At 59.4% G+C, this 13,663-nt stretch carries 8 protein-coding genes and 2 pseudogenes; 5 read left to right on the top strand and 5 right to left on the bottom strand.

Annotated features, from left to right (window positions below; all coding sequences use genetic code 11):
- The first annotated feature begins 23 nt into the window (after nt 1-23).
- The 3 genes and pseudogenes from galU to CD932_RS19250 all read left to right on the top strand — a co-directional run bounded on the left by galU (nt 24) and on the right by CD932_RS19250 (nt 3,142).
- Complete coding sequence (gene galU, locus CD932_RS19260) at nt 24-917, top strand: UTP--glucose-1-phosphate uridylyltransferase GalU (protein ID WP_094444359.1); 894 nt, start codon at nt 24-26, stop codon at nt 915-917.
- Entirely contained in the window at nt 914-1,450 is a 537-nt protein-coding gene (def, locus tag CD932_RS19255; protein ID WP_094444358.1) for a peptide deformylase, read from the top strand. The genes galU and def overlap by 4 nt, the downstream gene beginning before the upstream one ends.
- Nucleotides 1,451-1,714: 264 nt before the next feature.
- Nucleotides 1,715-3,142: pseudogene (locus CD932_RS19250) on the top strand (ISNCY family transposase).
- A 102-nt stretch (nt 3,143-3,244) separates the two neighbouring features.
- Here CD932_RS19250 and CD932_RS19245 read toward each other — a convergent pair.
- The gene (locus tag CD932_RS19245; RefSeq protein ID WP_094444357.1) at nt 3,245-5,770 is read right to left on the bottom strand and encodes a TonB-dependent receptor; all 2,526 of its coding nucleotides are present in this window, start codon (nt 5,768-5,770) and stop codon (nt 3,245-3,247) included.
- A 426-nt stretch (nt 5,771-6,196) separates the two neighbouring features.
- Here CD932_RS19245 and CD932_RS19235 point away from each other — a divergent pair.
- A pseudogene (locus CD932_RS19235) lies at nt 6,197-6,944 on the top strand (ISNCY family transposase); the annotation flags it as partial.
- 363 nt (nt 6,945-7,307) lie between these two features.
- On the opposite strand, the gene CD932_RS19230 reads toward CD932_RS19235, so the two are convergent.
- The 4 genes from CD932_RS19230 to map form a co-directional block, all read right to left on the bottom strand.
- Nucleotides 7,308-8,072 (bottom strand): flagellar brake protein, encoded by a 765-nt coding sequence (locus CD932_RS19230; protein ID WP_094444354.1) that lies wholly within the window; start codon nt 8,070-8,072, stop codon nt 7,308-7,310.
- Between the two features lie 106 nt (nt 8,073-8,178).
- Nucleotides 8,179-8,928, bottom strand: a complete 750-nt coding sequence (locus tag CD932_RS19225; RefSeq protein WP_094444353.1) for a pseudouridine synthase — start codon at nt 8,926-8,928, stop codon at nt 8,179-8,181.
- A gap of 44 nt (nt 8,929-8,972) precedes the next feature.
- Entirely contained in the window at nt 8,973-11,540 is a 2,568-nt protein-coding gene (locus CD932_RS19220) for a [protein-PII] uridylyltransferase (RefSeq protein WP_094444352.1), read from the bottom strand.
- A 33-nt stretch (nt 11,541-11,573) separates the two neighbouring features.
- Nucleotides 11,574-12,386 carry a type I methionyl aminopeptidase gene (gene map / locus CD932_RS19215; protein WP_094444351.1) on the bottom strand — a complete coding sequence of 271 codons (813 nt, stop codon included), beginning with the start codon at nt 12,384-12,386 and terminating at the stop codon, nt 11,574-11,576.
- A 373-nt stretch (nt 12,387-12,759) separates the two neighbouring features.
- Between map and rpsB the strand changes: the two genes are divergently transcribed.
- Nucleotides 12,760-13,512, top strand: coding sequence for a 30S ribosomal protein S2 (gene rpsB / locus CD932_RS19210; protein WP_065305960.1), 753 nt, complete (start codon nt 12,760-12,762; stop codon nt 13,510-13,512).
- Nucleotides 13,513-13,663 lie beyond the last annotated feature (151 nt).

The raw sequence follows: 13,663 nt of genomic DNA, 5'->3' as shown, positions 1-13,663 counted from the left end.
ACTTTACTCATTGCAGAAGACCCATGAAAAAAATCAGAAAAGCAGTTTTTCCCGTCGCGGGCCTCGGCAGCCGCTTTTTGCCTGCCACCAAGGCGCAACCGAAGGAGATGTTGCCCATCGTTGACAAGCCGCTGATCCAGTATGCCGTCGAAGAGGCGGTGGCGGCAGGCATTACGGAAATGATCTTCATTACCGGCCGTAACAAGCGCGCGATCGAGGATCATTTCGACACTGCCTATGAGCTGGAAACGGAACTGGAAGCGGCCGGCAAGCGCCAGTTGCTTGAAATGGTGCAAAACGTCATCCCCAAGCATATCAATTGCATCTATATCCGCCAGTCGGCGCCGCTGGGCCTGGGCCACGCCGTGCTGTGCGCGCGCCCGGTGGTCGGTGACGAGCCATTTGCCGTCTTGCTGGCCGATGACTTCATGGATGTGGACGAAGGTGTGCACCCGGTGCTGGCGCAGATGGCCGAGGTGTATCAATACGAAAACTGCTCTTTGCTGGCAGTGCAGGATGTGCCGCGCGCGGAAACCAGGCAGTATGGTATCGTCAGCGCGAAAAATTATCAGCCCGACCTGGAACTGGTCTCTGCCATCGTTGAGAAGCCGTCGCCGGAAGAGGCCCCATCGACCTTGGCGGTGGTTGGCCGTTACGTGCTGAGCAGCCGTATTTTTGACCATCTTGAAAAGATCGGTGCTGGCGCAGGTGGGGAAATCCAGCTGACCGACGGCATTGCCGCCCTGATGCGCGAGGAGCGTGTGCTCGCTTACCGCTATCAAGGCCAGCGCTATGATTGCGGCTCCAAACTGGGCTACCTGAAGGCCACCATGGCGATGGGTCTCAAGCATCCTGAAACCGGTGCTGCCTTCCGCGCCTATCTCGACGGGCTGCATGCGCCTGTGGAACCGGCATGACAGTGCGCGCAATTCTGAAGATGGGCGATCCGCGCTTGCTGCGGATGGCCGAGCCTGTGCGCGACTTTGATACGCCCGAGCTGCACGCCCTGATCGCCGACATGTTCGACACCATGCATGCCGCCAATGGCGCGGGCCTGGCGGCGCCGCAGATCGGCGTCAACCTGCAAGTGGTGATCTACGGCTTCAAGCAGAATCTACGCTATCCCGATGCGCCCCAGGTGCCGGAAACGGTGCTGATCAACCCGGTCCTCGCGCCCTTGTCCGAGCGCAAGGAAGAGGGCTTCGAAGGCTGTCTGTCGGTGCCTGGCCTGCGTGGCAGCGTGCCGCGCTGGAGCGAGCTGCACTATGAAGGTGTGGACCAGTTCGGCAAGGCCATCAGCCGCGACTGCGATGGTTTTCATGCGCGCGTGGTGCAGCATGAGGTCGATCATCTGCATGGTATCCTGTATCCAATGCGCATCGTCGACTTCACGCAGTTCGGATTTACCGAAGTGATGTTTCCGGAACTCGATCCGAACGACGACGATTGATCGTCAGCATGAAAAATGGCCGCGATCAGCGGCCATTTTTTTTCTAGGGCGGCACATTCTACTTACCTCTCCCATGGGCACTATTCCAGCGCGTTGCTGTCCAAGGTCGCATAGGAATCTTCATCAAGGAGAGCGATCATGTCAGGACGTCCTACCTGTGGCGAAGCCGTGTGTCAGTACACGCTGGCACTTCAATTACCCGACTGCCCGGTATGCGCCCAGCGCATGCCGGTGGCGTAAACCAAGACGCGCAAGCTGGTGACGATGCGTGGGCTGATTCAGCTGCGCCTGCAAATCCGCCGCTGCGAGAACCCCCAATGTCCGCGCTTCCATCAAATCTGCCATCCCGAGGAAGAAGGTAAGCTGGGCATTGCCCATGCAGGAATTCAGCTTTGACGTGGTGCTGCGTGTGGGGCAGTTGTGCTATCGCGAACACCGCTCCTGACACGTGTCGAACCTGCTGATGCAGTACGATATCCTGCTCAGCCTGGCGCTTGATACCTTGCCCCAACGCACCGCGCAACTGGCTACCCAAGGACGCGTGATCCTCGCCATTGACGGCTTGCAGCCCGATGTCGGCCATGAGGTCTTGTGGGTGGTGCGCGACACGCTGTCCGGGCAAGTGCTGTGCGCGCAGCCTGCTGTCATCGGCGCGTGCCGCGCTGCAGTGCCTGCTGGCCGATGTGGCGGCCGCTCTGCCGGTGCCGGTAGTGGCGGTGGTGTCCGACGGCCAGCACAGTATCCGTCAGGCGGTTGCCACCGCCCTGCCCGGGGTGCCGCATCAGCTGTGCCACTTCCACTACCTGAAAGAAGCGGCGCATCCCTTGTGGGAGGCGGACCGGCATGCCAAGAAAGAACTCAAGAAACTGGTGCGCGGTGTGTGCCCGCTGGAACGCGCCGCAAAACAGCGGCCCGGGCCGACCGGCGAAGTCGCCTTGGGATACTGCGCGGCGATGCGCAGCGCGCTGACCGATGACGCGCGCGTACCGCTCGTCTTTGACGGCCTGCGCTTGCACGAACAGCTCTCCAGCATCCATGCCAGCGCGCGGCGAGCCGCGCAAAAAAAGGGGGGGCACGGAAGTAAAACGCCTGTCCGACATGCTCGGGCGCGCCCTGGATCGCACTGCAGGCTTGTGGCCGCAGGTGGCGCAAGGCGCGTCCTGGCTGCACGGCGCGAGTGCGATCCTGAACAATGACGAGGCGCTGACGGCGGACGCGCTCATGGCGCGCTACCAGGACTGGATCGCGCAAATGGACCGCGCCGCCCAGCGCCCCGACCTGCCCGATACCTTGCGCGAGGCCCTGTCGCACTTCGTCAATGTGAGCGCCAGTTACGGCAGTGATTTGTTCCATTGTTACCGCATTGCCGGACTACCACGCACGAACAATGCGCTGAAACAGGCCTTCGGCAGCCTGCGCTACCACGAGCGGCGCGCTAGCGGTCGCACGGTCGCTTCGCCTTCGCTGGTGCTCAGTGGCAGTGTGCGCATGCCTGTGGCGCTGTTTACGCGGACCGGCAAGGTGACGCTCGACATGCTTGCCGCCGTACCGCAAGACCGATGGCGCGCGACACGCGCCGACTTGGAACGACGCCGCCAAGCGCGCTGCCAGCGCCATCGCTTCCGCCAAAATCCCGACCACTATCTGGCTGGGCTGGAGAAACTGTGCGATGAGCTAAATGTGCTGACCTAGTTTTTTTTCGTCTGCAAGGCGTAAAAAAGCCGCATGAATTGCTTCATGCGGCTTGGGGAAAGGCAGAGGCAGCCTGTTTCAGGCTGTCAACTCAAGACATCATCAAAGGAACTTGTAGCCAGCACCGATGTAGAAATAGCGGCCACGGGCATTGTACAACTGGGCAAAGCCCAAGGTGCCGTACTGATTGCTCGAACCCATGACGCTATAGGGCGGCATGCGGTCGAACAGGTTTTTCACGCCGGCCGACAAGGTCAGGTTTTTCATCATCACGTATTGACCCGTCAAGTCCACTTCGGTGTGCGAAGGAATCGTACGCGTACCTGGTTTGATTTCATCGCGGCGCAGGTCCGAGTCGATCATGTCGCCCGTGGTGCGCACGATTACGGAACCCGATACATTGTCCTTTTCCAGGCTGGCCGTGAAGGTGTTGCGGTACTTCGGATTCATGTAGGTCTTGAGGGTGCTTTGCAGCTTATCGGCGGTCGTATCTTGCGTTTCCTGTTTGGTGTACACGGTTGCGGCATTGCGCAGCGTGAATTTACCGAACATGGTTTGCGGCGAGGTGTAGCGGATATCCGTATCGACACCCTGAATCTTGGTGGACGCCAGATTCTGGTTGTTCAGCAAGATGCGCGCTTCGCCATCCTTGATCTCATAGTTGCCCAGTTTGATCGCCTTCAGTTCCGACAAGGTGCTGATTTCATTTTTCTTGTCGATACGGAAGTAATCCACGCTCACGGTGAGCGCATTGACTGGCGAGAAGACCATGCCCAGATTGTAGGTCTTGCCCGTCTCAGGCTTCAGGTTCGGATTGGAACCGGTGACTTGGTAGTAAGGGAAGTTGCTGCAAGCACCTGCCAGCGACGGGAATGCCGCGCAAATTTCTGGATCTTCCGTTGAATTGGCTCCGGCATCTATACCGCCGAACATCTGCTTCAGCGAAGGCGCGAGGAAACTGCCTGCATACGATGCACGGAACATCAGCGTATCGAGCGGCTGGTAGCGCAAGGCCACTTTCGGGCTGGTCTTGCTGCCGACCTTGGAGATATCGTCGTAACGCAGCGCGAGCTGGGCTTCAACATTTTTAATGAACGGAATCGACAGTTCGCCAAAGACGCTCTTCGTGTTGCGATCCGCCTTGACAGTCGCTTGCTGGATGCTGCCGAACACCAGACCATCGATCTGGTTCTGGTCGGGTTGATCGCTCAGCGATTCCTTGTTGTAGGAAACGCCAACCGCGTAGGCCATCGTGCCGCCCACCAGGTCCATGATGGGGGCCGATGCCTTGGCGTTGAAGAAGGTCATTTCCGATTTGCCTTCGCGCTTTGGCGAGATGCGGATTTTGTCCACTTCCGATTGTGGATTGGTGTTGCTGGCCGGGTTGATCAAGCCGTCTGCAATTGCCTTGTTGAACATCACGCTTTGTGCATAGTTCGAGTCGTGATTGCTGGCTTCGCTTATGCCCTTGCCGATGGCCACATCCCAATCGATACCGCGGGTAGTACCTTCAAGGCCAGTCGAGAACTGGGTCAACGTGCCTTTGCGTTTCGTGATGCGCGGACCCATCTGCATGAAGCGCCCCAACACGTTTTTGCCGCCAGCGACGAAGGGGCCAGGAGCAGGCTGTGCTTCAAAGTTGTCCTTGTTTTCCGAATAGGTCAATTCGGCAAAAGCGCGAATATCATTGTTGACCTTGAAGCTGCCGATCAACATGCCGCTGACGCGATCGGCGCCATTGATGGACGTCAGAATGGTCTTGTTGAAGTCGAAACGGCAGCTGCCGTTCTGCAAATCGGCAGGAGCGCACGGCACCAGTTGGCCACCGCCAGAGATGTTGCCGTTCGGCGAGTAGCCGCTGCGGCCATCGATACCGCCAGGGAAGCGCCGGAAGTCAGCCGAGCTGGTCAGGTCGCGGTCCTTGCGATAGATCGGATCGCGCTTGAGTACGTCAACCGTGGCCAACACGTTGAAGCCTTGCTCGTCGTAGTCGCCGAAGCCGTAGACCAGGCTGGCCGTTTTTTCCTTGGCATCCGAACGCGAGCTTTGGCCGTAGCTGGCTTTCGCCTCCAGACCCTGGTAATTTTTCTTGGTGATGAAGTTCATTACGCCAGCAACCGCATCCGCACCATAGATGGCCGAGCCGCCATCTTTCAGGATTTCAATGCGCTCCAGCGCGCCCAGAGGAATGACGTTGACGTCGACAGCGGCACCGGCGCCGGAACCATCAGCCAGCGCATTGGTCGGCAGGCGGCGGCCGTTCAGGAGGATCAGCACGTTGCGTTCGCTCAAGCCGCGCATCTTGATGTTGGTGGTGCCGGAACCGGAAGGGGAGTTGCCGCTCAGTTCACCCTGGTCATTGATGTCGATAGAGGCGAGGTTCTTGATTAATTCGGCAACGCTGGTGGCTCCCGTGCGCTCGATGTCTTTCTTCGTGTAAATTTCAACGGGGGCCGCAGTTTCCGCATCCACGCGCTTGATGGCGGAACCGGTGACAACCACGCGTTGCAATTTCTCGTCAGCCTTGGCTTCCTGCGCCTGTGCGGCCTGGTGCATGAAGCCTGCGCTCATGACCAAAGTGCCGGCAAACATCATGCGCAAGGATTTGCTTAATTTCTTTTCAATCATTGTCCATCCTCCAGCTAGGAAATTTTAGTTTCCTTGGGGTTTTATTTAGTTATTTGAAATTACTTTCAAAGTTACCATTATTATAAACTTAGCAGTTCAAACTGGCAATTCATCAGACCATTTTTATCGTCGGACTGTCAAGAAGGCTTCATTTTTATTCATGGATTCTTCGCTCACAGAGTGAAGCTCGATGGATTCTGTGTATGTGCGGCAGTAAACTACATAATATCAATTGTTAAATAAATTAAATTTTCCTGTGGGTAAAAAAAACGTTGATAATTTTGTCTTTTTGCGACGATGGTCTAGACATCTGTTGTTTTTTTGTAGCATGGTTGTGTGGCAGCGATGCCTGCTTCTGGTGGCTTGCCAGCGCTGCTGGAAAAAAACTAGGGCGGCACTTTCTGCTTACCTCTCCCATGGGCACTAAGCGTGTCGAACCTGCTGATGCAGTACGATATCCTGCTCAGCCTGGCGCTTGATACCTTGCCCCAACGCACCGCGCAACCGGCTACCCAAGGACGCGTGATCCTCGCCATTGACGGCTTGCAGCCCGATGTCGGCCATGAGGTCTTGTGGGTGGTGCGCGACACGCTGTCCGGGCAAGTGCTGTGCGCGCAGCCTGCTGTCATCGGCGCGTGCCGCGCTGCAGTGCCTGCTGGCCGATGTGGCGGCCGCTCTGCCGGTGCCGGTAGTGGCGGTGGTGTCCGAAGGCCAGCACAGTATCCGTCAGGCGGTTGCCACCGCCCTGCCCGGGGTGCCGCATCAGCTGTGCCACTTCCACTACCTGAAAGAAGCGGCGCATCCCTTGTGGGAGGCGGACCGGCATGCCAAGAAAGAACTCAAGAAACTGGTGCGCGGTGTGTGCCCGCTGGAACGCGCCGCAGAACAGCGGCCCGGGCCGACCGGCGAAGTCGCCTTGGGATACTGCGCGGCGATGCGCAGCGCGCTGACCGATGACGCGCGCGTACCGCTCGTCTTTGACGGCCTGCGCTTGCACGAACAGCTCTCCAGCATCCATGCCAGCGCGCGGCGAGCCGCGCAAAAAAAGGGGGGCACGGAAGTAAAACGCCTGTCCGACATGCTCGGGCGCGCCCTGGATCGCACTGCAGGCTTGTGGCCGCAGGTGGCGCAAGGCGCGTCTTGGCTGCACGGCGCGAGTGCGATCCTGAGCAATGACGAGGCGCTGCCGGCGGACGCGCTCATGGCGCGCTACCAGGACTGGATCGCGTATCAGGCTGGCGCGCAGCAGGCGCTCCGGGGCCATCGACGGGCGGCCGCGACGCGAATACAGCGCCTGGAAGTCATCATTCATGTTGACCAGGATGGCGTCGACCAGCACCCGCAATTTGCGCAATGGATGCGCATCCGGGATGCGTTCCTCCAACGAGCGGTAGCTGTACAGAGAGTGCTGGGTGACGTCGGTCTTGCGTATGATTGCTTTGGGGAAGTGGGGCTGATGCAACAACGTTTACCGGCCCGTGACGGTTGACGGGCGCGGCGATTAATTCAACACCGTTAAATGTGCTGACCTAGTTTTTCAGCGCACCTTGCGCCCGCTGCCCATATTGTCGAGCAAGGCCACCAGCTCGTCGTGCATGGCGTCCGACAGGTTCAGGAAGCGGCAGCCGATCTGTATCTGCTCGCCCAGCAAAAAGGAGCGGAAGGTGCGCGACAGGCGGATTTCCAGGTCGGCGATCATGACCTTGTTCGGCCCCAGTTCCAGGCGCACGCGCGACAGCTTGCGGCCCACGTACAGGCCGACCGTATCGCGCGGATGGGCACGCATGCCGATGCCGCCGGCCGAGAAATCATACAGTTGCAGTTCATACGGCCGGCCTTCGAGCACGAAGGCGGCCAGGTAGTACACGCCCAGCGGTGTTTCCAGGCGCGTCGATTCGCGCCGCTCGAGCACCAGGCAGTGGCTGGGGAAATTGGTCAGGTAAACGTTGGGCCGCTCGGGATAGGCTTGCCACTCGCCATTGATGGTAAATTGCAGCTTGGCGCTTTGCACCCAGGACACGAAGGTGGCGCTGCCATCGGGCAGCATCTCTCCTTCATTGAGTTCCAGCACAAATTGCGGCAGCTCGTCGTCGACCGACAGCACGCGCGCCATGATGGCGTTCTCGCTGCCATTGGCGTACACGGAAAGGGCATCGCCATTGTCGGCCAGGCTGCACAGGGTTTCACCGATATCCCACGGGTCGCTCATGTGGTGCGGCTTGGTGCCCGGCGCCATCGGTTCGGCAACATCGGCCAGGCTGGGCGCACCTTTGCGCAGGGGATTGGGGATGGGATCGTTCACAACGTCTGTCTCTTGAGTTCTATTGGGCAATAGTGTATAGGCTTACGGCAATATTTACTAAATAAATATTGCGCTTGTCGATCACACCATTGGTCCTGAATGCTGGTTAAAACTGTTCGTCCGCGCTCAGATAGCGCCATTGACCCGTCGGCAAGTCGCCCAGCTTGACCTTGCCGATGCGCACGCGCTTCAAGCCCAGCACTTTCAGCCCGACCAGTTCGCACATGCGGCGTATCTGGCGTTTCTTGCCTTCGCGCAGCGTAAAGCTCAGCTGGTCGTCATTTTGCCAGCGCACCTTGGCCGGCAGCAAAGGCTTGCCGTCCAGCCACAAGCCATGGTTCAGTCGTTTCAATTCGCTGTCCGGCAGCTTGTCGCCCTTGGTGTATTGCACGCGCACCAGGTATTCCTTGTCGACGTCGGTATCGTGGCCGATCAACTGCTTGGCCACGCGGCCGTCCTGGGTCAGCACCAGCAAACCCACCGAGTCGATGTCGAGACGGCCGGCCGCCACCAGGCTGCGCAGCTGGGTAGGATGGAACTGTTCCGGGCTGCGGTCTTCAAGCCAGCGGTTTTCGGCCTTGATCAGCGCCACCGCCGGCGTGTACCCGTCTTCGGCCTGGCCGCTGACATAGCCGACGGGTTTGTTGATCAGCACGGTAACGCGCTTGGACTGCTCGGCGGCAGCCTGGCGTTCGACGGTGATGTGCTGGCTCGGATATACCTTGCTGCCCAGCTCGGACACCACCTTGCCATCCACGCGCACCCAGCCGCGAGCGATCCATTCATCGGCTTCGCGGCGCGAGGACAAGCCCAGTTCTGACATGCGTTTGGACAGGCGTAATAATTCTTCGGTCATGGTCTTTGTTTCGGTAAAGTGAAGCGCGGCGCTGAAGATGATGCTTATACTTTCAGCGCATCGAGTAAATCGGTTTCCAGCAAGATCTGATTGCGGGCATTGTTCAGCGCCGGGCCATCGACCAGGAACACGTCCTCGACCCGCTCGCCCAGAGTCATGATCTTGGCCGTATGCAGGTTGATGCGGTACTTGGTCAGCACGTTGGCGATCGAATACAGCAAGCCGGTGCGGTCGTTGGCGGCCACCGACAGCAGGTAGTACTGGCCCCGTTCGTCGGGCCGCAGGTCGACCGTCGGCTGGAACGGAAAGGTGCGCGACAGGCGCGACAGCCGACCCTTGCCAGGCGGCGGCAGCGGCGCCTGCGACAGCAGCAATTGGCCCAGTTCATGCTCGATCAGGCTGATGATGTCGCGGTAGCTCTTGGCAAAGCTCTGCTCCGTCACGAGGAAGGTGTCGAGCGCGTAGCCGTTCTTCGTGGTGTGGATCTTGGCGTCGAGAATGCTGAAATTCTTGCGGTCGAAATAGCCGCAGATGCGCGCGAACAGGTCGGGCTGGTCGGGTACATACACGGCCACCTGCAAGCCTTCGCCGATCGGCGCAAGGCGGCATTTTACCACCGGTGGTTTGCTGTCGAGCTTGTCATACAGCGAGCGCGTCTGCCAGGCGATGTCGGACGCGTCATGGCGCAGGAAATACGCCACGTCGAGCTGCTGCCACAGTTTCTGGTGCGCGTCCGGCGGCAGGCCATACAGGCGCAGGGTGGCCAGCGCTTCCTGCTGGCGGTTCTTCAGTTCGCGGTCGGCCGAATGCGGCTCGCCGCCCAGCACGCGCAAGGTGACCTTGTACAGGTCTTCGAGCAGCTTGCCCTTCCAGGCATTCCATACCTTCGGACTGGTGCCGCGGATATCGGCCACCGTCAGCAGATACAGCGCCGTCAGGTGGCGCTCGTCGCCCACGACCCTGGCGAACGCTGCGATCACGTCGGGGTCGGACATATCCTGTTTTTGCGCCACTTGCGACATGCACAGATGATTTTCCACGAGAAAGGCTACCAGTTCCGTGTCTTCGTCCGACAGGCCATGCTCGTGGCAGAACTGGTTGGCGTCGGCCACGCCGAGCTTGGAGTGGTCGCCGCCGCGGCCCTTGGCAATATCGTGGAACAGGGCCGCCACGTACAGCAGCCAGGGCTGCGAAAAATCGGCCATCAGCTGGCTGCAATACGGGTATTCGTGCGCATGTTCGCTCATCGTGAAGCGGCGCATGTTACGCACCACCATCAGAATATGCTGGTCCACCGTGTAGACATGGAACAGGTCGTGCTGCATCTGCCCGACGATGCGGCGAAAGTTGGGCAGGTAGCGCCCGAGGATGCTCATTTCATTCATGCGCCGCAACGCGTGGATAATGCCCACGGGAGCTTTCATGATGCGCAGGAACAGTGCGCGGTTGAGCGGGTCCTGGCGGAACGCCGCATCGATCTTGAAGCGCGCATGCCACAGCGCGCGGGTGGCGCGCGAGGTCATGCCCTTCAGTGCGGGCCGCTCGGTCATCAGCACGAAAATTTCCAGCATCGCCGATGGGTATTGCTCGAACGTATCGTCGGCGCTGATGTCGATCAGGCTGTTGACTTCATTGAAGCGCGGATTGATGACGACGGCCACGTCGTCCTGCGGGAACAGCCGTGCCTCGATGTTCTGCAGCAAAATGGTGTTCAGTTGCGTGACCGTCTTGGCCGCCCAGTAATAGCGCTGCATCAAAAATTCGCTGGCGCGGCGCATGTGGGCGCCGCTGCCGGTCGCGTGCAGCCCCAGCGATTCGGCGATCGCCGTCTGCACGTCGAACACCAGCCGGTCTTCGCGCCGCCCCGCATGCAGGTGCAGGCGTACGCGGATATCCTTGAAGGCGCGCTCCTTTTCCATCAACTGGCGTGCCTCGGTCAGCGTGATCAGGCCGCCGGTGGCCAGGGTGCGCCAGGAACTGGCCAGGCCGGCCGCCTTGGCCACCCACAGAATCACCTGCAGGTCGCGCAGGCCGCCCGGGCTTTCCTTGCAATTCGGTTCCAGGCTGAAGGCCGTGTCCTCGTACTTGGCGTGGCGCTGGCGCATTTCCGCCGTCTTGGCCTGGAAGAATGCCTGCGGGTCCATCGCCGCCGCATAGCGTTCCTGCAACTGCGTAAACAGCGCCTCGTTGCCACATACCAGGCGTGCTTCGAGCAAGCTGGTCTGCACCGTGATGTCGGCTTTCGATTCGCTCAGGCATTCATCAATGGTCCGGATGCTGTGGCCGATTTCCAGTCCCAGGTCCCATAGCAGTTGTACCAGCTCTTCGAGCTTTTCCGTGGTCGGCACATCGGGCGCATGTTCCAGCAGGATCAGCAAGTCGACATCGGAATACGGAAACAGTTCGCCGCGGCCATAGCCGCCCACCCCGACCAGCGCCGTGCCCGATGGCAGCGCCGCTTCCTCCCAGGCGCGCGCCAGCACGCCGTCGACGCTCTGGCGCAGGTTGCGCAGCAGCTTTTCCGGCTTGCCGTCGGCCTGGAAGGCGGCGATGACGACCTGGCGGTCGGCTTTCAGTTGCTGCTTGAGCTCTTCGCGTACATGCTTTTTCATCGGTGCCCTGGGTTGGCTGCGGGGAGGGGGAAGTCAGGCCTGGTTCAGGATGAAGGCCGGCGGTGGCGGCATCTGCGGCGATACGGTCAGCACCTCATAGCCGGTTTCCGTCACCAGCACCGTGTGTTCCCATTGCGCCGACAGGCTGCGATCACGGGTCTTGATGGTCCAGCCGTCGTTCATTTCGCGGATTTCGCGCCGGCCCGCATTGATCATCGGTTCGACCGTGAAAATCATGCCCGCTTCCAGGCGCTCGAGGGTGCCGGGCTTGCCGTAATGCAAGACCTGCGGCTCTTCATGGAACACCGTGCCGATACCGTGGCCGCAAAATTCGCGCACCACGCTGTAGCCGGCCTTTTCGGCGTGCTGCTGGATCGCATGGCCGATATCGCCCAGGTGCGCGCCCGGCTTGATCTGGGCTATGCCCAGCCACATGCATTCATAGGTGATTTCGGCCAGGCGCTTGGCCAGGATGGTGGGCGTGCCGACCAGGAACATGCGGCTGTTGTCGCCATGGTAGCCGTCCTTGATGACCGTGATGTCGAGGTTGACCGAGTCGCCGCTTTTCAATACTTTGTCGCCGGGAATGCCGTGGCAGATCACGTCGTTGACGGAGGTGCAAATGGCCTTCGGATAGGGCGTGTAGCCTGGTGGGCAGTAGTTGAGCGGGGCAGGCACGGTGCCTTGTACGTTGACCATGTATTCATGGCACAGGCGGTCCAGCTCGCCCGTGGTGACGCCGACTTTCACGAATGGCGTGATGTAGTCGAGCACTTCGGCGCCCAGCTTGCCGGCGACGCGCATGCCTTCGATGTCGGCTGCGGAATTGATACGGATGGTGGACATGAGGGCGATTCGCAATCTGTAAAATGTTCTGTGAGGAGCGCAGCGCGGCAGGTTTGCCGCAAGAGGAGAAAATGTTTCGGTGCCTCAAGGACAATTGCGGCTGCAATTATGTTGAAATTATAAACGAGACGAGGTCCTTTCGCCCGATTGCGGCCCGACGGCAACATGGCAGTGCCCCAGCCGCCGGACAGTTGGGACTTGATGCGCGCCACATTCCGGTGTACAATCCCGGGTTGCTTGAATTCCCTTTTGAGCAATGTCTCAAGCGGCCTGTAGCTGGGCTGACTTCAATTTAGATAAACAAGCGAATCCGGTCGACAAGGGTGCCTGTATGGTGACTGATCGGATTCCAGACCCAACCCTGGAGTTAATAATGTCCGTAACAATGCGCGAAATGCTGGAAGCCGGTGTCCACTTTGGTCACCAAACCCGTTTTTGGAATCCAAAAATGGCACCGTTCATCTTCGGCCATCGCAACAAGATCCACATCATCAACCTGGAAAAAACCATGGCGATGTACCAGGACGCCATGAAGCACGTGCGTCAACTGGCTGCAAACCGTGGCACCATCCTGATGGTCGGCACCAAGCGTCAAGCTCGCGAAATCATCGCTGCTGAAGCACAACGCGCTGGCGTGCCTTTCGTTGATCAACGCTGGTTGGGCGGCATGCTGACCAACTTCAAGACGATCAAGACCTCGATCAAGCGCCTGAAGGACATGGAAGCGATGATCGAAGACGGTTCGATCGAAAAGCTGTCGAAAAAAGAAGCGCTGATGTTCTCGCGCGAAATGATCAAGCTGCAAAAATCGATCGGCGGCATCAAGGACATGGGCGGCGTTCCTGACGCAATCTTCGTCGTTGACGTTGGCTACCATAAAGGCGCCATCACCGAAGCGGCAAAACTGGGCATTCCAGTCATCGGCGTGGTCGATACCAACCACTCGCCAGAAGGCGTGAATTTCGTTATCCCAGGTAACGATGACTCCTCGAAAGCCATCATGTTGTACGCTCGCGGTGTTGCTGATGCAATCATCGAAGGCCGTGCCGCTGCCGGTAACGAAGTCGTTGAAATGGTCAAAGCCGCTGCTGGCGACGAATTCGTCGAAGTCAACGAACAGGCTTGATCGCCACGCTGCCCCGGGGCAGCGGTTTGTAAAGTTCAGCAGTAATGGAAAAGGGGTGGCAGCAGCTCCCCCTTTTTTTTAACAAAAACCGATGGCGACAGCTGGCGAGGCAACACCTGGGCCGCGGCCATCGACTCACCGAATCAGGAGA

Origin of the sequence: Janthinobacterium sp. PC23-8 (assembly GCF_002250505.1) — a bacterium.
In the GTDB taxonomy this organism is placed as follows: Bacteria; Pseudomonadota; Gammaproteobacteria; order Burkholderiales; family Burkholderiaceae_D; genus Janthinobacterium.
This window is presented reverse-complemented; position numbering and strand designations above follow the sequence as displayed.

What these genes read in the sequence shown, in the direction of transcription:
- galU (WP_094444359.1), top strand. Translation starts at nt 24, where the DNA reads ATGAAAAAAATCAGAAAAGCAGTTTTTCCCGTCGCGGGCCTCGGCAGC.
- def (WP_094444358.1), top strand. Translation starts at nt 914, where the DNA reads ATGACAGTGCGCGCAATTCTGAAGATGGGCGATCCGCGCTTGCTGCGG.
- CD932_RS19245 (WP_094444357.1), bottom strand. Translation starts at nt 5,770, where the DNA reads ATGATTGAAAAGAAATTAAGCAAATCCTTGCGCATGATGTTTGCCGGC.
- CD932_RS19225 (WP_094444353.1), bottom strand. Translation starts at nt 8,928, where the DNA reads ATGACCGAAGAATTATTACGCCTGTCCAAACGCATGTCAGAACTGGGC.
- CD932_RS19220 (WP_094444352.1), bottom strand. Translation starts at nt 11,540, where the DNA reads ATGAAAAAGCATGTACGCGAAGAGCTCAAGCAGCAACTGAAAGCCGAC.
- map (WP_094444351.1), bottom strand. Translation starts at nt 12,386, where the DNA reads ATGTCCACCATCCGTATCAATTCCGCAGCCGACATCGAAGGCATGCGC.
- rpsB (WP_065305960.1), top strand. Translation starts at nt 12,760, where the DNA reads ATGTCCGTAACAATGCGCGAAATGCTGGAAGCCGGTGTCCACTTTGGT.